The 23,056-nt window shown below is 45.6% G+C and carries 27 protein-coding genes and 1 pseudogene; 4 read left to right on the top strand and 24 right to left on the bottom strand.

What is annotated here, in order from left to right; translation table 11 throughout:
• Positions 1 to 384 (top strand): annotated as a pseudogene (locus tag ACERC7_RS08325) (transposase); the annotation flags it as partial.
• A 169-nt stretch (positions 385 to 553) separates the two neighbouring features.
• Here ACERC7_RS08325 and ACERC7_RS08330 read toward each other — a convergent pair.
• From ACERC7_RS08330 to ACERC7_RS08370, 9 genes are all read right to left on the bottom strand, one after another.
• On the bottom strand, positions 554 to 772 hold the full coding sequence (locus ACERC7_RS08330; RefSeq protein ID WP_018368273.1) for a YdbC family protein: 219 nt from the start codon (positions 770 to 772) through the stop codon (positions 554 to 556).
• Positions 773 to 874: 102 nt separating this feature from the next.
• The gene (gene recN, locus ACERC7_RS08335) at positions 875 to 2,533 is read right to left on the bottom strand and encodes a DNA repair protein RecN (RefSeq protein ID WP_373659326.1); all 1,659 of its coding nucleotides are present in this window, start codon (positions 2,531 to 2,533) and stop codon (positions 875 to 877) included.
• A gap of 53 nt (positions 2,534 to 2,586) precedes the next feature.
• Positions 2,587 to 3,417: a TlyA family RNA methyltransferase gene (locus tag ACERC7_RS08340; protein ID WP_373659327.1), complete on the bottom strand. Its 831-nt coding sequence runs from the start codon at positions 3,415 to 3,417 to the stop codon at positions 2,587 to 2,589.
• Positions 3,410 to 4,276 carry a polyprenyl synthetase family protein gene (locus ACERC7_RS08345; protein ID WP_373659329.1) on the bottom strand — a complete coding sequence of 289 codons (867 nt, stop codon included), beginning with the start codon at positions 4,274 to 4,276 and terminating at the stop codon, positions 3,410 to 3,412. The genes ACERC7_RS08340 and ACERC7_RS08345 overlap by 8 nt, the downstream gene beginning before the upstream one ends.
• Positions 4,277 to 4,489, bottom strand: coding sequence for an exodeoxyribonuclease VII small subunit (locus tag ACERC7_RS08350; RefSeq protein ID WP_018368269.1), 213 nt, complete (start codon positions 4,487 to 4,489; stop codon positions 4,277 to 4,279). It abuts the gene before it with no gap.
• Complete coding sequence (gene xseA, locus ACERC7_RS08355) at positions 4,467 to 5,807, bottom strand: exodeoxyribonuclease VII large subunit (protein WP_373659353.1); 1,341 nt, start codon at positions 5,805 to 5,807, stop codon at positions 4,467 to 4,469. The genes ACERC7_RS08350 and xseA overlap by 23 nt, the downstream gene beginning before the upstream one ends.
• A 213-nt stretch (positions 5,808 to 6,020) precedes the next feature.
• Positions 6,021 to 6,359 (bottom strand): ATP cone domain-containing protein, encoded by a 339-nt coding sequence (locus tag ACERC7_RS08360; protein WP_018368267.1) that lies wholly within the window; start codon positions 6,357 to 6,359, stop codon positions 6,021 to 6,023.
• Positions 6,360 to 6,503: 144 nt separating this feature from the next.
• The gene (locus ACERC7_RS08365; RefSeq protein WP_373659330.1) at positions 6,504 to 6,761 is read right to left on the bottom strand and encodes a DUF2129 domain-containing protein; all 258 of its coding nucleotides are present in this window, start codon (positions 6,759 to 6,761) and stop codon (positions 6,504 to 6,506) included.
• Between the two features lie 100 nt (positions 6,762 to 6,861).
• A complete protein-coding gene (locus ACERC7_RS08370) occupies positions 6,862 to 7,161 on the bottom strand; it encodes a rhodanese-like domain-containing protein (protein WP_373659331.1) in 300 nt (99 codons plus the stop codon).
• A 103-nt stretch (positions 7,162 to 7,264) separates the two neighbouring features.
• Between ACERC7_RS08370 and ACERC7_RS08375 the strand changes: the two genes are divergently transcribed.
• On the top strand, positions 7,265 to 7,900 hold the full coding sequence (locus ACERC7_RS08375; RefSeq protein WP_373659332.1) for an MBL fold metallo-hydrolase: 636 nt from the start codon (positions 7,265 to 7,267) through the stop codon (positions 7,898 to 7,900).
• A gap of 110 nt (positions 7,901 to 8,010) precedes the next feature.
• On the opposite strand, the gene dnaX is transcribed toward ACERC7_RS08375, so the two are convergent.
• The 4 genes from dnaX to ACERC7_RS08395 are packed head-to-tail and all read right to left on the bottom strand — an operon-like array spanning position 8,011 to position 11,218.
• Positions 8,011 to 9,669, bottom strand: a complete 1,659-nt coding sequence (dnaX, locus tag ACERC7_RS08380; RefSeq protein WP_373659334.1) for a DNA polymerase III subunit gamma/tau — start codon at positions 9,667 to 9,669, stop codon at positions 8,011 to 8,013.
• Positions 9,669 to 10,163 carry a GAF domain-containing protein gene (locus tag ACERC7_RS08385; RefSeq protein ID WP_373659335.1) on the bottom strand — a complete coding sequence of 165 codons (495 nt, stop codon included), beginning with the start codon at positions 10,161 to 10,163 and terminating at the stop codon, positions 9,669 to 9,671. The genes dnaX and ACERC7_RS08385 overlap by 1 nt, the downstream gene beginning before the upstream one ends.
• 51 nt (positions 10,164 to 10,214) lie before the next feature.
• Entirely contained in the window at positions 10,215 to 10,499 is a 285-nt protein-coding gene (locus tag ACERC7_RS08390) for a DUF1294 domain-containing protein (protein WP_373659336.1), read from the bottom strand.
• A complete protein-coding gene (locus ACERC7_RS08395; RefSeq protein WP_373659337.1) occupies positions 10,490 to 11,218 on the bottom strand; it encodes a sulfite exporter TauE/SafE family protein in 729 nt (242 codons plus the stop codon). Before ACERC7_RS08395 ends, ACERC7_RS08390 begins: the two co-directional genes overlap by 10 nt.
• 281 nt (positions 11,219 to 11,499) lie before the next feature.
• Between ACERC7_RS08395 and ACERC7_RS08400 the strand changes: the two genes are divergently transcribed.
• Together ACERC7_RS08400 and ACERC7_RS08405 are read left to right on the top strand one after the other, a co-directional pair.
• Positions 11,500 to 11,667 (top strand): hypothetical protein, encoded by a 168-nt coding sequence (locus ACERC7_RS08400; protein WP_373666680.1) that lies wholly within the window; start codon positions 11,500 to 11,502, stop codon positions 11,665 to 11,667.
• Entirely contained in the window at positions 11,651 to 12,325 is a 675-nt protein-coding gene (locus ACERC7_RS08405; protein ID WP_373666681.1) for a lysostaphin resistance A-like protein, read from the top strand. The genes ACERC7_RS08400 and ACERC7_RS08405 overlap by 17 nt, the downstream gene beginning before the upstream one ends.
• A gap of 52 nt (positions 12,326 to 12,377) precedes the next feature.
• On the opposite strand, the gene smpB is transcribed toward ACERC7_RS08405, so the two are convergent.
• The 11 genes from smpB to ACERC7_RS08460 form a co-directional block, all read right to left on the bottom strand.
• Entirely contained in the window at positions 12,378 to 12,845 is a 468-nt protein-coding gene (smpB, locus tag ACERC7_RS08410) for an SsrA-binding protein SmpB (RefSeq protein WP_373659341.1), read from the bottom strand.
• Positions 12,808 to 15,171: a ribonuclease R gene (rnr, locus tag ACERC7_RS08415; RefSeq protein ID WP_373666682.1), complete on the bottom strand. Its 2,364-nt coding sequence runs from the start codon at positions 15,169 to 15,171 to the stop codon at positions 12,808 to 12,810. The genes smpB and rnr overlap by 38 nt, the downstream gene beginning before the upstream one ends.
• Positions 15,172 to 15,328: 157 nt before the next feature.
• The gene (gene secG / locus ACERC7_RS08420; protein ID WP_018368255.1) at positions 15,329 to 15,565 is read right to left on the bottom strand and encodes a preprotein translocase subunit SecG; all 237 of its coding nucleotides are present in this window, start codon (positions 15,563 to 15,565) and stop codon (positions 15,329 to 15,331) included.
• Positions 15,566 to 15,612: 47 nt separating this feature from the next.
• A complete protein-coding gene (rpmG, locus tag ACERC7_RS08425; protein WP_083907116.1) occupies positions 15,613 to 15,759 on the bottom strand; it encodes a 50S ribosomal protein L33 in 147 nt (48 codons plus the stop codon).
• A 61-nt stretch (positions 15,760 to 15,820) separates the two neighbouring features.
• On the bottom strand, positions 15,821 to 16,453 hold the full coding sequence (locus ACERC7_RS08430) for a GDSL-type esterase/lipase family protein (RefSeq protein WP_373666683.1): 633 nt from the start codon (positions 16,451 to 16,453) through the stop codon (positions 15,821 to 15,823).
• Positions 16,454 to 16,457: 4 nt separating this feature from the next.
• A complete protein-coding gene (locus ACERC7_RS08435; protein ID WP_373666684.1) occupies positions 16,458 to 16,751 on the bottom strand; it encodes a DUF2809 domain-containing protein in 294 nt (97 codons plus the stop codon).
• Positions 16,752 to 16,874: 123 nt separating this feature from the next.
• Positions 16,875 to 18,191, bottom strand: coding sequence for an FAD-containing oxidoreductase (locus ACERC7_RS08440; RefSeq protein ID WP_373666685.1), 1,317 nt, complete (start codon positions 18,189 to 18,191; stop codon positions 16,875 to 16,877).
• Positions 18,192 to 18,398: 207 nt separating this feature from the next.
• Entirely contained in the window at positions 18,399 to 18,905 is a 507-nt protein-coding gene (locus ACERC7_RS08445; RefSeq protein WP_373659348.1) for an N-acetyltransferase family protein, read from the bottom strand.
• Positions 18,906 to 19,215: 310 nt separating this feature from the next.
• Positions 19,216 to 21,162, bottom strand: coding sequence for a fructose-specific PTS transporter subunit EIIC (locus tag ACERC7_RS08450; RefSeq protein ID WP_373666686.1), 1,947 nt, complete (start codon positions 21,160 to 21,162; stop codon positions 19,216 to 19,218).
• Positions 21,159 to 22,070 carry a 1-phosphofructokinase gene (gene pfkB, locus ACERC7_RS08455; protein WP_373666687.1) on the bottom strand — a complete coding sequence of 304 codons (912 nt, stop codon included), beginning with the start codon at positions 22,068 to 22,070 and terminating at the stop codon, positions 21,159 to 21,161. Before pfkB ends, ACERC7_RS08450 begins: the two co-directional genes overlap by 4 nt.
• Complete coding sequence (locus tag ACERC7_RS08460; RefSeq protein WP_373666688.1) at positions 22,067 to 22,807, bottom strand: DeoR/GlpR family DNA-binding transcription regulator; 741 nt, start codon at positions 22,805 to 22,807, stop codon at positions 22,067 to 22,069. Before ACERC7_RS08460 ends, pfkB begins: the two co-directional genes overlap by 4 nt.
• Positions 22,808 to 23,056: the final 249 nt, after the last annotated feature.

Below are 23,056 nucleotides of genomic sequence, written 5' to 3' on the forward strand. Positions count from 1 at the left end.
GCACTTGACTAATCAGGAGGTTGTCACTAAACTGCTCGGCTATTCGCAAGAGCTAAAAGAACACTACGAACTTTATCAACTGCTCCTGTTTCATTTTCAAGAAAAGCAAGCTAACCAGCTCTTTGGGCTGATTGAGGAGACGATTTCAAGCGTTAATCCTGTCTTTCAGACAGTTTTTAGAACATTTTTGAAGGGTAGGGACAAGATTGTCAATGCCTTGGAATTGCCCTACTCTAACGCCAAGATTGAAGCAACCAACAACATCATCAAGGTTATTAAGCGCAACGCCTTTGGTTTCAGAAACTTTGAAAAGACAAAACTCGCATTTTCATTGCCATAAACATAAAACGAGAGAAGACAAGAACTGTCCTCTCTCGGTGTTAAGTGGGTCAACCCACTACAGTTGACAAAGAGCCTTTTTAACGACTAAGAAATCATCTTAAAATGCTTTCATGCAATTGATTGACAAATAGTAAAAGGATCTGGTTCTATTAGCATAGTTCCAAATCCTTTCGACAACATGTCCCTCAAGGTCTAGGGATAATTCATGTTTTTAATACCCTGGTCGGAAAGCGTCCAGAATGGTTTTAAATTCCTCGTTGGTGAAGGTGATGCCCTTGCCCATCTTGGTGTGGTCTTCGTTCCACATCCGGATATCAAATTTAGGCTCAGCACCGTTAAAACTCACTCGGTTGAGCTCCTTACTCCATCCTTTATCGTTGGTCGATAGGACAAGCAATCTCTCTGTAATCTCAAATGTAAATTCTGACATGGTCAGCCTCCTTAAAATAGTTTGGAAATCTCTTCCTAATAAGTTATTCGAAAACTCTTGTAAAAAAATGATAGATTTTTTAACTTTTTTATGATTTTTTACCTAGATACCAAGTAATTCTCGGGCTTGCTGTCTAGCTGTCTCTGTGACGTTTTCCCCAGCTAGCATTTTTGCAATTTCTTCCACCCGTTCATCTGTTGTCAAGAGGCGAACTGTAGACACGGTACTCTTTTCATCGCTTTGTTTTTGAATGAAGAATTGATAATCCGCGATAGCAATAACTTGTGGCAAGTGAGAGATGGCTAGAATCTGACCGTGGTTGCCAATTTTATAAATTTTTTGTGCAATTGCTTGACCAACACGACCGGAAACACCCGTATCCACCTCGTCAAAAACAATAGCTGTTTTATCTTCACGTCTAGCAAAAGCAGACTTAACAGCCAGCATCAACCGAGATAATTCGCCTCCTGAAGCCACCTTGACTAAAGGCTTAAATTCTTCACCTGGGTTGGTTGAAATGTAGAACTCGACAGTCTCATTTCCCTCACAGCTAAATTTTGAGCTGGTGAAACGTACCTGAAAACGCGCCTTTTCCATGTAAAGGTCTTTTAACTCTTGATGAATATCCTCTTCTAACTGTTCAGCAAGCTGGTGTCTAGCTGTAGAAAGCTCTTTCACTTGATTGACAAGGTCACGTTCAATGATTTTCAGTTCCTTTTCCAAATCTTCAAACGAAAAATCATCTCCTGTTAAGAGCGCATATTCTTTGCTAATTTGCTCAAAATAAATCAAAACATCATCAACTGTGCCACCATATTTTTTTGTCATGCTATGAATCACGTCAAGACGATTCTCGACCATCATCAAGCGCTCACCATCAAACTCCAAATCATCAATGGTAGCACCTAAACGCCTAGTAATCTCCTCTAAACCATAGTAACTCTCGGTGAGTTGTTGGGAGAATTCCTGATAGGTTGCATCATAGTCTTCAATGGTCTGGAGGTCATTCATGGCTGAACGAATATTGGACAGGCTGGAAAAATCCTCGTTATCTAGTAAGGCATAGACATTAACCAGCGTATCTGCGATGGTTTTATGGTTCAGCAAGCGTTCCCGCTCCGCTAGCAAGTCTTGGTCTTCACCAGATTTTAGTTCGGCTGCTTCTAGCTCTGCAAGCTGGAACTCCAACATCTCGATTCGCTCCCGATGCTCCTGTTGATTTTTTTTGATAGTAAGTAAATGCTTGCGCTTTTTGCGATAACTGTCAAAGCTTGCCTGATACGCTTTTTTCAAGTTCCAAAATGCTTGCTCACCAAAGCTATCTAATAACCTGATATGGTGCTGAGGACGCATCAGCTCTTCTTGATCATGTTGACCATGAATATCAACCAAATGTTCACCAATAGCTTTCAAGGTTGATAAATTGACCAACTGACCATTAACACGACTGACTGATCGCCCATTAGCAGAAATCTCTCGGCGAATAATCAACTCCTCAGTTGGATCAATCCCGTTATCCGTCAGCAACTGAGTCAAAGAACTGCTATAATTGACAGAAAATAACCCTTCGATTTCTGCTTTTAGTTGACCGTGGCGAACCACATCGTGACTGGCGCGACTACCCAGCATCATGTTCATGGCATCAATGATAATTGATTTGCCGGCACCTGTTTCACCAGTCAGGACCGTCATCCCCTTATCAAAGGTCAGGCGAATCGCTTCGATAATCGCAAAGTTTTTAATCGCAATTTCCTGTAGCATCAGTTCTCCTTCTGAGTTTATCGTTCACAATCGGTAAGATTGGTTGGGTTAGTTTAATGATCGCTGCTCTCGCGTTTAAAGGTATCATGAGCATTTTGAACAACTCTTACAATTTTTTCTAGCACTAATGATTGAGGAGCAGGAGATTTTTCAAGGTGAGCTAAAAACTCAATATTGCCTTGACCTCCTTGAATAGGAGAGAAATCAAGGTTCAGAACTGAAAAACCTAACTGGACTGACCTGTCTACCACCTCATATATGACCCGTTCATGGACAGCCTGATCTTTAACAATACCATTTTTCCCAATAAATTCTCGCCCAGCCTCAAATTGCGGTTTGATTAAGGCCACTACTTGCCCACCATCAGCTAAAATCTCATGTAAGGCTGGCAGTATAAGGGCTAAGGAAATAAAGCTCACATCAATCGATGCCACTGTCGGCTGACCATGTGTAAAATCTGCCAAGCTGGCGTAGCGAAAATTGTATTGTTCCATGGATAGGACACGTGGGTCTTGTCGCAACTTCCAAGCCAGTTGATTAGTACCGACATCAACAGCATAAACGGACTTTGCACCCGCTTGTAGCATAACGTCTGTAAACCCACCTGTTGAAGCCCCAATATCAAGACCAATTTGGTCAAGAACAGATAATCCAAAAGCAGACAGCGCCTTCTCCAGCTTTAGCCCACCACGACTAACATACTTCAAGCGCTCGCCTTTTAATTTGAGTTCCGTTGCTTCATCAATCTTCTCACCAGGTTTGTCATAGCGTTGCCCGTTCATCACAGCAACCACTAGACCAGCCATCACGCCACGTTTGGCCTGCTCCCTTGTCTCAAAAAGCCCTTGCTTATAGGCAAGCACGTCAACACGTTCTTTAGCCATGAAGTCGCAACCTTTCTATCATGTCTCGGACTTTTCTTAAGTCCACATCCTCGTCTCGCTCTAGTTTTTGGAAAATAGCTAGCGCTTGATCCAAACAATCATTGAGAAGGTCATAGGACTCATTTAGACCTAACAGTCTTGGATAAGTTGATTTTTGAGCTGATAAGTCTTTTTGTGGTGTCTTTCCTAACTCTTCAAAGCTAGCTGTCACGTCCAAAATATCATCACGAACTTGGAAAGCTAAACCAACCAGTTCGCCTGCTAAACGCAAATCAGCGATTGATAAACTGTCCAGCTCAGCGATTATCCCAGCGGCAAGGAAAGGGAAAGCAAGCAACTTGCCCGTCTTGTTAGCATGAATCGTTTTTAGTTCAGTGACTGTCAACTGACGACCTTCTCCCATCATATCGAGCATCTGACCACCCACCATGCCATAGGTGCCCACAGCTTCCGACAGCTCAGCGATTAAGTTTAGTCGTACTTGAGCTGGCAAATCAGCCCTGGCAATCAGACCAAACGGGTCTAAAAACAAGCTATCACCTGCTAAAATCGCTGTAGCTTCGTCGAACTGCTTATGGTTGGTCAAGCGACCACGACGGTAGTCATCGTTATCCATGGCAGGCAAATCATCGTGAATCAAACTACCTGTATGAATCATTTCAAGACCAGCAGCCACCTGATAATGGGCATCTGTCAACAACACGCCGAAACCTTCTAACAGTTGCAAGAGCAAGACAGGGCGAAGACGTTTACCACCGCTATCGATAGAATAGTAAATAGCCTCGTTAAGGCGTTTGGCTACTGGCGATTGAGCATAGTAAGCGGCTAAGGCTTTGGTGATGCCATCAATATGCTTCATCTAATCTAAATCCTTTTCACTGCCGTCAGCTTGCATCACCTTAACCAGCGTTTGCTCCGCCTCAGCTAGCGTTTGTTGTAGGGTTTTCGATAGTCCAATTCCTTTTTGGAACTCACTCAAGGCTTCTTCTAGGGGAACGTCACCATTTTCCAAGCGGTTGACTATCGCCTCTAAGGCCTGCAAATTTTCTTCAAATGTTGGTTTCTTTGACATTTTTAACCTCCACGTCTAATTGCCCATCTTGTAGTGTAATGGTCAACTCATCACCAACCTTAATACCTTGCACTGATGGTGTGATGATGTCTTCTTTTTGGATGAGGGCAAAGCCTCGTTTCAAGATACGATCCGTATCTAGAGACAGAAGCCTTGTCTCATATTGCTCAACATCAGCTTGGCAGACCGCAATCTGATGTTTCATGTGTTGAACTAGTCGGTGCTGGTAACTGAGCACTTGCTCAGCTCTTCGTTCAACTGTTCCTGCCAGGTCTTGACTCAACAAACGCTGGTGCAGTAGCTGGCGAGAAGCACCTACGTCCATCACTCGTCCTTTAAAATGATGTGTTAAGGTCGTCAGCAACTTGTCCAAACGCTGTAAATAGCTATCATAAAGTCGCTCAGGCTGGCGAAAAATTACCGACTGATTCAGCTTTGCCACACGCTCCTGTTGATAAGTCAAACGCCGTTGCACGGCCTGATATAGTCGTAATTGCCTGTCCTTGACAAAAGCGACGACATCAGCCTTGGTCACAGGCGTGGCCAGCTCAGCAGCAGCTGTCGGTGTTGCTGCACGCTTGTCCGCCACAAAATCTGCTAAAGTGGTATCCGTTTCATGACCGACACTGGAGATAATGGGCAGGCGAGATTCAAAAATCGCTTCGACGACCAGTTCTTCGTTAAAAGCCCATAAGTCTTCAATTGAGCCACCGCCTCGCCCAACAATCAACAAATCAAGGTCAGTGCGCTGATTTGCTAAGCGGATGTTCGTTGCGACTTCATGAGCAGCCCCATCTCCTTGAACTTTAGTCGGAAATAGTAAAATCTCAACACCTGGGAAACGGCGACTAACTGTGGTGATGATGTCCTTAATCACTGCCCCACTGGGGCTTGTAATAACACCGATTTTGCTGACAAACTGAGGCAGAGCTTGTTTATGGCGGTCATCAAAATAGCCTGCTTCTCCCAGCCGCTTTTTCAACTGTTCAAAAGCAACAGCTAGGGCACCAATGCCATCTGGATCAGCTTTTTCGATGACAATAGAGTAACTACCGCCAGGTTCATAAAGTTGGATACGACCAACAACATTGAGCTTCATGCCTTCTTCTAGAGCGAAACCCAGTGATTTATAAATACCAGCCCACATGGTGGCTTGAATCACAGCCTTGTCATCTTTTAGGGAAAAATACTGGTGAGTTGGCCGTCTACGAAAGTTAGACACTTGACCAGTCAAATAAACCCGTTCCAAGTAAGGATCACGGTCAAACTTTAGTTTTAAATACTTGGTTAAGTCGCTAACCGATAAATAGTTCACCAGAACACCTCCCAATTGATACTTTTTATTATAGCATAAAAACCTGCATTCTAACGGATATTTGCTAGACTTGTTTGCCGTTTAGCCCGAACGCTCATCAGTTCTCATTGCCAATATTTGGTAAGAACGCTTGCGGATAAGGACTAAAATCAAGTTCAGGTCAAAGCACATCAGTTGTGAATACAGGCTCTGAGTAGATGGTCAATCGTTGAAAGATTATCTAATCTGATCAAATTTTAGATGGACACTAATTAAATCACCATAGCCATTACGCTCCAAATCGCGTTGCAAACGATAAGAGATATAGTGCTCTGCGATATTGAGGTAGCCAGCTTCTAAAAGGCGATATTCAACCATTGATTGAATCATCGAAATTGTTGGACGCTCAACCTGTGCCTCATGCAAATCAATGACGACTTTCTTAGTTACTTCAGCCAAATTTTCACGCCAAGTATCATCAATCACATAGACTGTTCGTGCGGCTTTAATGATGGCTTGATAAATCTTATCTGGGTCAAAGTCAGCTAACTGACCATTTCGTTTAATAATTTGCATCGCAAACCTCCTTGAAAATATTAAAAGCGTTTTCTTTCTTCTATTATCTAATAAAGTGACTGCTTTTGTCAAGGGTTTTCTTTGAAATTTTCAATTCTTCCAGTCAAAGTGAAAATGGACTAACCACTATCAAGCACTCGGTCACTAGACCAGTTCATGAGCAGTCAGATTACCAACAAATTGGCGGTCAATGTCATCCAGATAGGACGGTTGGACACTCTTGACAAATTTCAGAGCCTTGAGCTCTGTCATCACAGCCTCGATGTCATCTGATGGTACATAGATGAGGACATAGCGACATTTCTTAGAATGGTAGTGAAAATCACCGTACTTATTAAGTTTTCGGCTATCACGATTATAATAAAGATGGACAAAAAGTCCCACACGGCTCGGTGTTTCCATAAGCCCTCCTATTGGTTATACTTTCTTCTATGATAACATGGCAGAGCTATCTAAGCAACCAAAAAACTGAGATGATGTCACCTCAGTGTAATCAGCTCTGCTATTGCCCAAACTCTTGGTAATCAAAGCCACGTGCAACCATATCATCGATAGAGCCTAAATCGACCACGTTGGTGTAGCCCTTTTCTTCCAAAAGGCTTTTGGCTTCTTTAGACTTAATCCCTAAGCGGCAGTGCACATAGATTGGCTGCTCCTTGTCCTCTGGCAAGTCAGTTGTCGCTAAATCCTCCAAGGGAGCGCTCTGACTACCCTTGATGTGCCCAGCTGCATAGGCAGATGCTGGACGAACATCTAATAACAGTGCACCTTTTTCAATAGCAGAAAAAATATCTGTTGTCATCTCTAAACTCCTTTCATGACTATTTTATAATTTTTTTGACCAGATGTGTTATTTTTTGTCCTGAATTCATGCAAAATATAAGGTTTTTTGCTATACTGGTCTTATGAAAATTTTAAAAACCATCAACGCTGTTGCTAGTGAAAATACCTACTTTCTCATTAACGATCAGGCTGTCCTGGTCATTGACCCAGGTAGTGATAGCCAAAAAATTATAGACACTTTGACCAATATTGACAAACCTGTTGCAGCCATTCTCTTGACTCATACCCATTATGACCACATCATGAGCGTGGACATTATCCGCGAAAAATTTAACCATCCGCCTGTCTATGTGTCAGAACATGAGGCCAGCTGGCTCTATACGCCTGTTGCTAATCTTTCTGGATTAGCACGCCATGATGATATGGCCGATGTGGTCATCCAGCCAGCAGAGAAAATCTTCGTGCTTCACCAAACCTATCAACTGGCGGGGTTTGAGTTTACTGTGCGACCAACTCCAGGGCATTCTATCGGAGGTGTCTCTTTTGTCTTTGACCAAGACGAAATAGTTATCACAGGTGATGCTCTCTTCAAGGGGACTATCGGACGAACAGACTTGCCAACCAGCGATCATCAAGCGCTCCTGACAGGGATTCGCGAACAGCTCTTTACCCTGCCTGACCACTATACGGTCTACCCTGGACACGGCATGAACACGACGATAGGAAATGAAAAACGGTTCAACCCTTATTTTTCTTAAACCTAAACCCGCACTAACCATCTAAAATCGCTTAACCATCAACCTAAACAATTGATCACAAAGAGGTCCTATCGAAAATTATACGTTTCGATAGGACCTCTTTTGACGATTTAATCATCTACCCATTCAATCTTCTCTGCTAGAAATTGAAAAGCTTCTGGGACAACTGGTGCTTCTTGAGACACTTCTTCTGCTGGCTGGTCGTTGGACCGATGCTGTCTAGCAAACTCTGTCCGAAGCAGCTTGAAATCAGCCTTGGTCACCGCCATAATATTTGGAGAGAAACCAGCTGCTTGACTCATGATATTGCCAAAAATAGTGTTCAGATCGCCTCGCTTCATGACCTGCTCGGCACTAAAGGCCGTTTCAAATGCTAGGAGCGCATTTTCTGCGTTGGCTAAAACAGGTTCAGAACCAAGCAATAAGGCTCTGTCCTGCGGTGAAATGCTGTCTAAAATCTCATTCCAGGCCCCCTTAAGAGCATCCAGATAGGCGCGTGACTGCTGAGCTTCCTGCACAGTCTCTGCCATAATCTCCAAAACCTTACGTTTGTCCAGCTTGTAGGCATTTTTGATTGGTGCTGCTTTCTTTTGGGAAATAGCAGAGCCACTTGGTTGTTGCTGGAGACTAGCTAGTAAGGTCTTGAGCTCTGTGAGCTGATGCTTCAAGCTGCTAAGCTGTTGAGCCACATCATCAGGCAGAGTTGTTTCCTGTGCTGGATTAGCCAATTTGATGGTCATCATTTCAGCGTATAATTTGGGATGACTGCCTGATTTTATCTCGGACAAGCTCCTCGTCACAATGTCAATCATGGTAAAGAGCTGCTCTGCAGGTAAGGCAAGGTGATCCTGATCTCCTAATCCATCAACCTCACCTCCATGCTGAGCGATTAAGAGGTCTCGCATGTAGGTCAGCAAATCAGTCGCAAAGCGACCCATGCTCTTCCCACTATCAAAGATGGTCTGCAAATGCGTCAAGGCAGACAAGCTGTCCTGCTCTGCTATAGCACCAAAATAAGCCGATAAAGCGGTCAGGGCAATCGTTCCTGTGATATCCTCTACAACACTTGTCGTTAGCTGGGTTCCATCTGATAAACTAAGCGCCTGATCAAGGATAGATAAGGCGTCACGCATCCCACCTTGTGCCTGCTTGGAAATAATAGCTAGAGCTTGTTCGTCATAGGTGATCTGTTCTTGGTCGAGGACATGGGCTAGATGCTCTCGGATAGCCGCAGGCTTGATGCTCTTGAACTCAAAGCGCTGGACACGCGACAGGATTGTTGCTGGAATCTTGTGAAGTTCCGTGGTCGCAAGGATAAAGACCACATTATCTGTCGGCTCTTCTAGGGTCTTGAGCAAGGCATTAAATGCCCCTGTCGAGAGCATGTGCACCTCGTCGATGATGTAAACCTTATACTTAGCTCGGCTGGGGGCATAGGTCGACTTGTCTCTGATGTCACGGATTTCATCGACCCCATTGTTAGAAGCAGCATCGATTTCAATGACATCTTCTAAGGCACCTCTAGTAATATCTTGACAGAGGTCGCAGGCGTTACAAGGTTCACCGTCCACCTGATTGGGACAGTTCATGGCCTTGGCAAAAATCTTGGCAGCGGAGGTTTTACCTGTTCCTCGAGGACCTGAAAAGAGGTAGGCATGGCTAATCTTGCCCGTCGCCACTGCCTGCTTGAGGGTCTTGGCGATAACTTCTTGACCAACCATCTCGTCAAAGGTTTGGCTACGGTATTTGCGGTATAGGGCTTGATACATTAGTCAGCTCCAAACATGTCAAAATTAAAGCGGGTCTTGGTTAATAGCAGATCCACAAACTGCTCTAGGTAGTTTTGGTCAACGTCATCGTAGTCACCAATGACATGGCTATCCAAATCCAGCACTCCGATGAGCTGACCATTTTTAACCATCGGCACGACGATTTCAGACATGGCAGCTGAATCACAAGCGATGTAATTAGCATGCTCCTTGACATTTGGTACAATCATGGTCTCACGTTTTTCAGCAGACTCACCGCAGACTCCTTTCCCCAGAGCGATATGAACACAAGACACCTTGCCTTGGAAAGGGCCTAAAATCAATTCTTGCCCATCAAACAGGTAAAAACCTGTAAAAACGGAGTTCGGTAAGGTCTGATTGATTAAGGCTGAAGCATTTGAAAGATTAGCTAAAGCATTGGTTTCTTGAGCAAACAGCGCTTCAGCTTGTGCCAGCATAAGCTGGTAATTAGCAATTTTTTGAGATTTTTCCATAAAACCATTATAACAAAAAAAGGGACAATTGCCCACAGCCAAGCAATCGTTTTAAAAATAGCGGAAAACAAGATAAAAAGTGCCTATACTTAAGACGATACCTAACCACCATGCCAAGTGGAAATACCATTTTTTTGTTTTATGGTGACAGAGCAGAGCAGCCACGTAGGCACCTGTACCACCGTAGATAGATGTTATAGTTAATAGCGTTTTTTCAGACATGCGCCATTCTCCTCTGATGGCACGGTACTTGTCCCAAATATAAACTAAACCGACCGCTATGTTCCAAACTAGCCATAGCATGGTTAACCATTGACGAAGAGTTATTAGTTCCATAAGGTCGTCACCACAGTCAGGATTCCAGAACAAGCAATCAGCCAATAAGTGGCTTGTCGCAAATGATTAGGGTTTAATCGCTCGTTAAGACGATGGGCAATCTGCAAGCCTCCTGTCATGGCTAAGAGACCCAGAACGATAAAAGGCAGGTGAGACGAATCCAGAATGCCTTGTTGCAACCGAAGCACTAAATTGACTGCGCTAACCAGTACAAAAGATAACTGCAAGGTCGCGAGATATTCTTCACGACTTTTAGAAAAGGCTAGGTACAGCACAACCATCAGCGGACCGCCAATCCCAAAAAAGCCATCACTCAGACCAGATAGCCCACCCACAATGACCTTAGTCATCAGGTTAGGTGTTATGACAAGATTATCCTTAACCAGCAAAAAATAAAGGGCCAACACGATTAAAAAGACACCGAAAGCTAGTTTTAGACTAGTCGTATTAAGCCTTGGCGCCATCTGGATAGCGGTCAAACTCGCCATGATATAAACGGCGACAATCACCCAGATATTGCTCCAATTAACATGCTGTCGATAACGATAGAAAATCATCCCACAAATCCAAATGGCAATCGCACCAGAGACCCCAGCTGCTTCTGGCAAAGGCAACAGATAGGGCAAAACAAGCATACTGATAACACCTGCTCCAAAACCTGTCGTTCCTTGAACAATCCCCCCGATAAAGGCTGCCAAGGCAAATAACATATAGGGCATAACCCCTCCTTTCTACACACGTTTTCTATCATACACTATTTTTTAATTTCCTTCTACTCAGAAAACTTATTGAACAAGAGTTAGTTTTCAACACAATTAAATCATTCTTGACGACATTACTATCGGGTGATAAAATGATGGTAAAATATTGTTAAAACTAACCATTCCGGACGTTTCGATGACTGTTTAGGAATTAGCCGTCAAAAATTCCCTGATATTGCTATACTCAGAACATCACTGGCCAGTGGTAACAATAGCAATTTTTAAGGAGAATTTGTTAGATGAAAACTCAAACAAGGAAACCATTAACCGAAAAAGAATTACTCAATATTAGCGGTGGAGTTGCGGTTATTGACCCATTTGCCTGTGGCGGGGCGGTCGCGTCATGTCACCTGATAGTTATGAGGAAAAAATCAAACGGAGGACTCCCTAATGGCACCATCTTCTGACATCAAACAACACCTCAAGCGATTGGGCTATCCAATCTTGATGGTCATCCTATATCGTTGCTATGAGTACGTCGTTATCTTATACAGAAAAAATAGTTTTGGCATCACAAATGTTTCTATCGTTAACTTTTTTGCCACGCTAATCCTACTGGCAAGCTATGTTTTTATCCTCAAACATTTTCAAAAAGAGCTTTTCCATCACTGGCGCGTGACCAAGCAACAGGTGATGATAGCTCTCTTACTCTTTGTCTGTGCTCAGTTACTCCGTCTCCCTATAAAATCACTGATAAACTATGGTGGAACCAGTAGTTTTCAGAAAGAATTGAGCTTTTTGAGTTTCGTCCCCTTGGCACAAGCCTTGCTCATTTTAAATTATAATGTCATCGGTCCCATCCTAGAAGAACTCATCTGTCGTGCCGGTTTTATGGATGCTTATTTCAAAAACTCACGTCATTACCTCGATGTCTTATTGTCAGCTTCTTTCTTTTCAGCCTTCCATTTTATCGGCTATTCATGGTCGTGGATAGCCTTTATCTTTTATCTGATACCTAGTTTAGCCCTATCTATGGCTTATCGCTACAGTAAGAACATCTACATCCCTATCGTGATGCATATTGCTTGGAATAGTCTTGCTGATCTTTGGGCTTTGATTAGCTGAACATTTTTCCTCACAAAAGAGCAACCCTCTGACAAAGGTCAGAGGGTTGTGTTTATCGTCCATTAAAGTTCTTCATGGTGCGCTTGATATCCCTGTTCTGATCACGGCGCTTGATGGACTCACGCTTGTCGTAGTCATGTTTCCCTTTGGCCAGACCGATCAAGAGCTTAGCAAAGCCATCCTTGAGATAGACCTTGAGCGGTACGATGGTCATGCCTGTGCCCTTGACCTCCTGCTCCAGCTTCGCGATTTCCTTGCGCTTGAGGAGGAGCTTGCGGGTACGCTCAGGGTCGGTGTTCCAGATATTGCCCTGCTCAAAGGGGCTGATATGCACATTGACCAGCCAAGCCTCTCCTCGCTTGATCTGCACATAGCCATCCTTGAGCTGAATCCGCGCCGCACGGACACTCTTAATCTCCGTCCCTGTCAGCACCAACCCTGCCTCATAGGTCTCTACAATCGTGTAATCATGCCGTGCCTTCTTATTTTGCGCGACGACATTTCCCTGACCCTTTGCCATGCTTTGATCCTTTCTTAGCCTTGTCCTTGAGCTTTTTGCCCTTCTTCTGCTCTCTTTCTTTTTGGGAAATGACAGCCTTACCTGACCGCAGGCGATGAGACTTGCTGTCGCTTCCCTTGTCCTCGTGACGCTTTTTATGCTGCCGTCTAGCACGGCTAGTTCTGTCTGACTTCGCTGGCTTTTCCCTAACATCTAGGTCGCTCGGCAGGTAGTCAAAGTCAATATCACCCGTCTCCTTGTCCGCCCTGGTCAGTTTGACCCTGATGGGCTGACCAACACGGAAGACCACGCCAGATTTTTCCCCATGAAGACTGAGCGTCCTTTCATTGTAGTGATAGTACTCTGGTAGATTGGTCACATGAATCAGACCTTCGATGGTATTTGGCAACTCGACGAAGAGACCAAACTTAACCACGCTGGAGATGATACCTTCAAAGTCTTCGCCCACATGTTTTTCCATGTACTCAGCTTTCTTCATGGCTTCAACCACTCGCTCTGCATCGATGGCGCGACGCTCTAAAGCCGATGATTGGCTGGCAATTTCAGGAATGATTTGCTCAAAATGCTCCACTTGTTCAGCCGTCAAATGACCGTACTCTCTGATTAACCGATGCACCAAGAGGTCAGGGTAACGGCGAATAGGGCTGGTAAAGTGGGTGTAAAAGGCTGCTGCCAACCCATAATGGCCGTGGTTGTGCGCCGAGTACCTCGCCTGCTGCATAGAGCGCAACAGCATCATGGATAACACATCGCTGCCTGGCTGCCCCTCGATATGCTTCATAACATCTTGCAGGGCTTCTTGCGAAATCTTGCTGGCAGTACCTCGAACCTGAACCCCAAAAAGGCTAGCATAGTCGATGAATTTCTGTAACTTTTCTGCCTTTGGCTCCTCGTGAATCCGATAGATGAAAGGCAGGTTGAGCTTATTGAAGTGCTGAGCCACGCATTCATTAGCTGCAAGCATGAAGGACTCAATCAAGCGCTCAGCAACCCCACGTTCCCTGACAACAACATCAAGAGGCAGACCCTTCTCGTCAACGAGAATCTTACTCTCTCTGGTATCAAAGTTGAGACTACCCCGACGCTCCCTCATCTGCTCGAGAATCCTATGTAGCTCTGCCATGTCCCTAACCGCCGCAGCAATCAAGTGATACTGCTCCAAAAGAGCCTCATCACCCGCCAACATGCCATTAACGTCGGTGTAGGTCATGCGGTAGGTGGTCTTGATGACTGACTGGCAGATCTGATAATCAACCACGCGCCCCTGACGGTCAATCTCCATGATGGCCGACTGGGTCAGGCGATCCACCTGCGGGTTGAGGGAACAGATGCCGTTAGACAGGCGTTCTGGTAGCATGGGAACCACTCGGTCAGTCACATAGACTGATATCCCCCGCTTGAGTGCTTCCTTGTCCAGCTCGGACCCTTCAGTCACATAATAGGACACATCAGCGATGTGAACCCCCAGCTCGAAGTTGCCGTTGTCCAACCGCTTGATGTGAACGGCATCGTCCAAGTCCTTAGCATCCGCCCCGTCAATGGTAAAGGTCAGTTCCTGACGCAAATCGACCCGACCAACATAGTCCTTCTCTTGCGGCACATCTGGCAAAGCGTCGGCCTCCGCCAGTGCAGCTGCTGGGAACTCGGACACAATATCCATGCTCTCTAGCACCTCTAAGACATCAATCCCAACATCCCCCTCGTGCCCGATAATGTCACGAATGCTCGCTACAAAATAATCATTTTGGCGACTAGGATAAGTCTCGATAGCAATCTTGACAATCTCTGACCCCTCAAGCACCAATGAGGTTGGCTTGAGGTAAATCCGTTGCTGGATTTTCTGGTTTTTGTTGGTCATGTAGCCGATGTAGTCTGGCTGTTGATTGTCGAGTATCACCTTGCCAACCACGGTTGTGAGCGCACGCTTGACCACCTTGACCACACGGACTTCAGCAGCCGTGCCTTTGAGGCGGTCACCAACCTTGGTGATAGCAACCTCAACGGTATCACCATCCAAGGCATGGCCGACATCGTTACGACCGACAAAAAGGTCATTTTCTGCCTCATCGACACTAACAAAACCAAAACCTGCCTTATTGGCACGGAAAATCCCTGTGAGGGTGATGTCCTGTCTCTGTGGTTTCTTAGTGTTTAGGGCAATGTTCCCTTGGTCATCGAAGGTAAGTCGCCCTTGGCTTTCTAGTTTGGAGATGGTCTTGACCAGGTCACGAAAGCCTGCCGAGGTCGCCATATCGAGACCTTCAGCGAGCTGATGGACACTGGACTTGCCATGCTCCTGTAAATAAGTTAGTAATTGTTCTTTCATTTCCTTTAATCCTTTTGTTTGATAGCATGTATCCTTTTTTTCACAGACCACACCGTCTGATTGTTCTGTCAGGGGAGGTTTAAACCAGTAGAGGACATCGCTCTGCTATTTTCAAAGCAATAAAAGAGCTTGGGACAACCGTCACAAGCTCACTTGACTATTTACTTGATAAAATAGCTAGCACCAAGGCAATGGCCATCCAGAAAAAGACCAAAACTCCCGTGAAACGTTGCATAAATGCTTCAAATCCACGTGCCTTTGTCCGCTCAAAGAGAGCTTCTGAACCACTGCTATCGAAAACGTTGCTGCTTGGGTTTTTCTGCGGTTGCATAAAAATTGCGACCACTAAGAGCCCAGATAAAACAAGTAAAATGGTGAGTAAAATGCTATACATCTCGTGTGTCCTCCACTATCATCTTGACCATTCTAACACATTTTCACTTAACATTCAAGATGTAAGGTCACTTTTCTCTCTTTGGGACAGTATTTTGTCACTTGAATTTTTTCTGGATGAGTGGTTTTATTTTTACTGGTCAGGTAATTTTTACTGCCACACTGGCTACACTTGAGATGGATTTTTATGCGCATGGCTGCTACACTTCCTTCTGACTAGAATAAATGCGTTTCTCATTATACCACAATCCTTCAGTTAAATCACCTGCTGTAGGATCTCCGCTAAGAGAACATAGCCTGCTTCGCTGAGATGTAGTCCATCTTTTGTTAAATCAGGGGCAAGTTGACCGGCTTCATTCAGGAAAGAGTGGTAAGTGTTGACCAACTCCACACCCGCTAGGTCGTCTGCTAAGGCAGCATAGCCTGCATTCAGGTCTTGGATAGCCTGATTTGTCCGATTATCCACGGTATGATAATAGACCTTATCCTCATTCACTGGTAAAACTTCAAGCAGATAGACTGTCGCTAATGGGTAATCCGCCCTAATCTGACCAATCATCTCCCGAACGTTAGCAAGCGTCTTTTCGCGTGGCAAATCATAACCAATATCGTTAGTCCCAATTAAAAGCACCACTTGACGAACTGCTGAGCCGAACACATGAACTGCTAGATGATCCAGAAGGTGCTGGCTGTTTGAGGCTGCGCTACCACGATTAACCCAGGTATGTTTGATGTTCATCAAACGCTCAATGGGGAACCATTCGGTAATGGAATCCCCGATAAAAATCAATTCAGGATAAACCAAGGTTTGGTAGTTAAGGCGACGATAATCTTGTCGCTTCTTGTCACGTATTTTCTCGTAGTATTGATCCATTTTTGGGGTAATCACCGCGTCACTCCTTTTTTAATAGTCGATCATCAATCAGAAAAATAGCCAAAATACCAACAGCATAGGCGACTAAATCCCAAAAGCGGAAACCTTGTCCTAAAAACAAATGCCCTAGTGTTGTCTGCCTGATAGCAAGAAGCCAGTCCCACGTCAACAGTCGGGACCATTCTACCACAAAACTAGTGACTAGCGCTAAAATAGCTGTTGTTCGCCGACTGGTTGACGTCAAAATCAGCCGATAACCCAAATAAACAGCAACAGCCCACAAGGCATCACCCAGTTCTGCTGGAAAAATCACTAGCTTCCTAGATGATAAGCCTAGAAAAATAGTCAGGATTAAGAGATAAAAGTAACTTTTTCTGTTAATGAGCATAGCCTATTATACCATAAAACCACCAACTTCTCAGTCGGTGGTCATTTTTTAGAAATTAAAGACATCATTCAAGTTTTCAGCCATCGTTGGATGAGTGAAGAGTTGGTTCTTGATGTAGGTGTAAGGAATCTTATTGTCAATCGCCATGGTGATATGGTTAATAATCTCCTGAGACCCAGCTCCAAAGAGGGTCGCTCCCAAGATAAGCTTAGTCTTTTTGTCCACGACAACCTTGTAAATACCACGGAGATCGTTGTTGACATGGGCACGTGGCATGTTCGCGACTGGTAATTCATTAGCGATGACCTCGTAGCCTGCAGCAATAGCCTCTTTTTCGGTCAGTCCAACACGAGATAGGGCTGGTTCGATAAAGACAGTTGTCGGTACCTGACCGCGGTCACTGCGTTTGTAGTCACCGTTGCCAGTTAGTTTGCCAAAGACGATACGGAAATCATCTAACGAGGTGTAGGTAAACTGAAGACCTCCATTGACATCGCCGACAGCGTAGATGTCTTTAACTGTTGTCTCGCAGTAGTCATCGACCTTAATGGCCCCACGCTCAGTCAGTTCGATGTCGGTGTTCTCAAGACCCAAATCCTCAGTAGCTGGCTTGCGACCTGTGGCATAGAGAACAGCGTCAAAAGCATAGTCTTCCCCATCTGCGGTTACAAGGACAGTCGCTCCGCTATTTTTCACCCCAGAAATCGAGACACCGAGTTTGAAGCTAACGCCGTCTTCCTCTAGGTAACTCTTAGCCAACTTAGCGACCACTTCCTCATCGCGACCGAGAATGGTCGGTGCGGCATCAAAAACAGTTACTTGGCTGCCCAGTTTGCTGTAAAGGCTAGCGAACTCGAGACCGATGTTGCCACCTCCAATGATACCCAGACGTTCAGGACGCTCACTCAACTGCTGGATACCTGTGCTGTCATAAACACCGGCGGTATCTAAAAGCCCAGGAATCGGCAGGACATTGGACTTAGCTCCTGTGTTGATTACAATGATATCCGCCGTCAATTGCTCCTTGTCCTCGCCAGCCGTCAGCTCCACGGTCTTGTTTGCAACAAAGCGGGCACGGGCGTTATAGAGGTCAACACCTGCGCCTTTAAGAACAGCCTCGTTCTTGTTACGCAGACGGGTCACAACAGTTTCTTTTTGGGACATGGCTTGCGCAAAATCCCAGTTTTTCTCAGCTGCCACAATCAGGGTCTTGGTTGGGATACAGCCGATGTTAATGCAGGTCCCACCGTACATGGCCGAATTTTCCTCGACCAGAGCCACCTTTTTGCCAGCTGCTGACAGTTTGCCAGCCAGAGTCTTACCAGCCTTACCAAAGCCGATAACCAATAAATCGTAATGGGTCATAAGACGCCTCCTTTTTCTTCTGTTCCTTCTATTCTAGCAAAAAAAAACGAACATGTCTGATTTTCGCTACGGTAGCGAACAAGATGAGCAAAAATCAGCAACAAGGCTGTACTGGAGCAGTTGTTAACTAAAATAACAGAGTAGTGCGTGACAAAAACTTTGGTTTATTCTGAAAGATGTCACTACTACCATTTTGACTACTAATTGTCAACGATTTTTATTTGTCAAAACCTGCTTTTGCAACCAGACGATGTCGTGCCACTGGTCAAACTTGTAGCCAACTTCTTTAAAATGGGCAACCTGTTCATAACCACGTTTTAGATGAAAAGCAATGGAAGGCTCGTTAGGTAGGGCAATGCAAGCCAAAAAATTGACAATACCCATTGCAACAAGCTGACGCTCAAGCTCATCGTAAAGCGCTTTGCCAATGCCATGATGGCGCACAGTCTGGTCAACATAAACCGACAGCTCAACCGTCCAATCATAGGCTGCTCGATTCTTATAGGAACTAGCGTAGGCATATCCAAGCAAAGCACCGTCAGTACCTTCAGCGACGAGATAGGGAAATTGCTGACTAATGGTATGGATTCGCTGGGCGAAATCGCTGGCGCTAGGCACCTCAATTTCAAAGGTGATTGCTGTATCTGTCACATAAGGGGCGTAAATGGCGACAAGCGCTGCCGCGTCCGCAGGGGTTGCAGGTCTAATCTTCATGGTCTCATTATACCACAAGGAGAGCAAAATAGCTTTTCTAACAGTGATCATGCAGGTGTTACATCGCTATATGGCTTGATAGAAAAGATTTAACGAGAAAAATGAAGAAGATAAAAAGGAAACAGTGGATCGCTACTACAACTATTTCTAAACTAATTCATTAGTAGGACAAGCAAAGGGCTTGATGAAGCTCTCCCCAGATACTGGTGAGCTTTTTTTGTAGCAGTTGTAGCCTGTCTGTCAGATCTGATGGCTTTGCTAATCTTTTCAAATATATAAAAACCCCGCCACAAGGACGAGGTTTAAGCGCTTATTTTGCCTGACGCAAAGCACCGTAAAGGATACCTGAAACAATAGCTCCGATGAGGATAAAGGCGATGTAGAGCACTGGATTGCTGGTAAGAGCAATCACGAAGATACCGCCGTGTGGCGCCATGAGCTTGATACCAGACAGACCGACCAAGGCACCCGCCAGAGCAGAACCAGCTACAAAGCTAGGAATAGCACGCGCTGGGTCAGCTGCACCAAACGGAATCGCTCCTTCTGTAATGAAGGACAACCCCATCACAATATTGGTCAAACCAGAGTTACGTTCTTCAGCAGTGAACTTGTTTTTGTAAAGGAGAGTGGCAACAAAGACCGCAAGTGGTGGCACCATGCCGCCAGCCATAACCGCTGCCATCGCTACAGAACCACCGTTGGCCACAGTCGCTGCCAAGGTTCCTGTACCAAAGACGTAGGCCGCCTTGTTGACTGGACCACCCATATCGACCGCCATCATGCCCCCAAGAACAAGACCGAGGAGAATAGCAGAGCTGACTTCAAGACCTGACAAGAAGCTGTTCATGCCTTCGTTAATTGCCGCCATAGGAATATTGACAAAGTACATGAGGAAACCAGTAATCAAGACACCAAGAAGTGGGTAGAGAAGGATTGACTTAATCCCTTCCAGAGATTTTGGCAAGTTTGCCAAGGCTTTCTTGAGACCAAGGACAACCGTACCAGCCAAGAAACCACCGACAAGGGCACCGAGGAAGCCTGATGATACCGCTGTTGGTACAGCACCTTCTGCTGCTGCACCAAATTCAATCTTACCGATAGCCAGACCGTCTTTAGCAATGGCACCTGCCACGAAACCAGCAACTAGACCTGGTTTTTCAGCGATGGAGTAAGCGATATAACCAGCCAGCAGTGGCAACATGAAGCCGAAGGCTGCCCCGCCGATTTTCATAAACATAGCTGCCAATTCATTGTAAGAACCAAGGCTACCCAGACTATCCTGTGGCACACCGAGCGCACCGTCAATCAAGAAGGCCAAGGCGATGATGATACCGCCACCGATAACAAATGGGAGCATTTGAGACACCCCGCTCATGAGGTGCTTATAGAAGGCACCACCAAGGCTAGTTGGCGCAGCTGCCGCTGCTGTTTGACCGTCATTTTTCGCCACGTAGGTGTCCGCCTTTCCATCTAAGATGATGTTGATGAGTTCTTCTGTTTTCTTGATACCGTCTGCGACTGGACGTTGTACCAGTTGTTTACCGTTAAAGCGGTCCATCTCAACTGCCTTATCTGCGGCGATGATAACCCCTTTGGCATTAGCAATGTCCTCAGTGGTCAAGCGGTTACCAACACCTGAGGCACCGTTGGTTTCTACCTTGATCCCAACACCCATCTCAGCCGCTACTTTTTTAAGAGCCTCTTCTGCCATGTAGGTGTGGGCAATCCCTGTCGTACAAGCTGTGACTGCCACGATAAAGTCTTGGCTAGCTGGTGCTGAGCTGTCAGCTGAAGCTGTCGCAGCGGCTTCTTCTGAGTTGAAAGCTGCCACTACCTCTTCTGCTGAGCCTGCTTGACGGAGTTTTGCCGCAAAGCCCTCTTTCAATAAATACTTAGACAAGTCTGCAAGAGCTGCCAAGTGGGTATCGTTTGCCCCTTCTGGCGCCGCAATCATGAAGAACAAGTCCGTTGGCTGACCGTCCAGCGACGCATAGTCCACCCCCTTGGTTGACTTAGCAAAGAGGACAGTCGCCTCCTTAACCGAAGCATTTTTGCTGTGGGGCATGGCAATTCCATCACCGAGACCAGTTGTCATCTGCGCCTCACGGTTCATAATCCCTGTCTTAAAGGTGTCCGCATCCGTCACCACGCCTTGTTCCACCAATTTCGCAATCATCTCATTGATGGCTGCTTCCTTTGTTGTTGCTTGCAAGTCCAGCAACATGACATTTTTGTTCAGTAAATCCTGAAGTTTCATCGTGTTTCTACCTCTACTTTTTGATAAGTTTCTGTGATAAAGCTCATGTCAGCCAAATCATCTGAGAAGGCTGTTGCCGTGCCACAGGCGACACCCCATTTGAGGGCTTCAACTGGGTCACCAGTCTCAACCAGCTTCCCTGTAAAACCAGCCACCATGGAATCTCCTGCACCGACTGAGTTTTTTACCACACCCTTGATTGGCTTGGCGAAATAAGCCGCTTCTGGCGTCACGAGCAGCGCACCGTCGCCTGCCATGGACACAATCACATTTTGAGCACCCTTGGCCAAAATCTCACGGGCATAGCGCTCAACATCGTCCAGACCATTGAGTTCCACCCCAAAAATAGCTTCCAGCTCATGATTGTTTGGCTTGACAAGCAACGGCTGATGAGCCAAGCTGTCCAGCAAGGTCTGCCCTTCAAAGTCACAGACCACCTGTGCACCGGTCTCGCGCACCAGTGGAATCAAGCGGTTATAGACTTGATTGCCCAGACTGGTAGGTGCAGAGCCTGCAAAGACGACCACATCCTCAGCCGTCAGCTGACCAAGCTGGCTTTCCAGCTCTGCCATCTTCTCCGTGGAAATGACAGGTCCCGCCCCGTTGATTTCCGTCTCTATATCAGCCTTAATCTTGACGTTAATGCGGGTGTTCTCCGCCACTGTGACAAACTGGTGAGCGATGCCCTCAGCTGTCAAGCCATCACGGATAAAGGCACCCGTAAAGCCACCGACAAAGCCTGTCGCCTTACTCTCTATGCCTAAGCGATGGAGAATGCGACTGACGTTAATGCCCTTGCCACCGACATACTTATCGTCGCTGGTCATACGATTGACACTGCCTGTCTCAAGGCTGTCCAGCCGAACGATAAAGTCGATGGAAGGGTTGAGTGTTACCGTATAAATCATAGGTCAATCACCCTCGTTTCTGTTTTTAGTCGTGTAAGGATTGCTTTATCGGTCGTCGTCGTCAGAATCGTCACTGCCGTCACGGGTGCCACCTTGACAAAGGAAACCTCACCCAATTTTGAGCTGTCCGCCAAAATATAGGTCTGGCGGCTATTGGCAATAATGGCGGACTTGACCGCTGCCTCAGCCATATCTGGCGTGGTCAGATAGCCATCGTCAATGCCATTCATCCCCAGAAAGGCTTTGTCAAAGTTCAGTCCTTGGATTTGGGTCAATGCCAGAGGGCCGATAGAAGCATCCGTTGAGGACTTGATGTCCCCACCGATGATAATGGTCCTTATGCCCCTATCCACCAGCTTAACCGCATGGTGAATAGAGTTGGTCACCACCGTCACCTGCTGATTTAGCTCTTCGACCAGCAAGTCTGTCGTCGTCCCAGAATCGATAAAAATCACATCCCCATCAGCTACCAAGGTCTTGGCATAGCGGGCAAGGCGTTGCTTATCTTGCACGTTTTTGACAGATTTTTGCTGATTGGTCAGCTCTTCCTGTAAGGTTTGGATTTTCTCCGCCCCGCCGTGAATCCGACGAAGCTTGCCTTCCATCTCCATCTCATCCAAATCCCTGCGAACCGTAGACTCAGAGGTCGCCAGCAAATCAACCAAACTCTCTAAGCTCACCACTCCATCCTGAGCGATTTTCTCAGCAATCAGGCGTTTTCGTTCTGATTTTAAGATGACCTCCACCTCCTTTGCAATCGTTTACGCTATTAGTTTACCATATTTTCTGCCAATGTCAAGCAATATCTCTCAAAAACTTTCAAATCAGCAATAACAAAGGCTCTATAATTTCTGTAGTGGATAAATCCACCATGGAGATTATAGAGCCTTTTGAGTGTAGAAAAAAAGTTCCATATGACCTACAATGAAAAGTGCTTAAACAACTCATTAGAAAGACACATATGGAACAGTTCAATTCTATCACAA

The organism is Streptococcus sp. E17BB (assembly GCF_041807725.1).
Classification (GTDB): Bacteria; Bacillota; Bacilli; order Lactobacillales; family Streptococcaceae; genus Streptococcus; species Streptococcus entericus.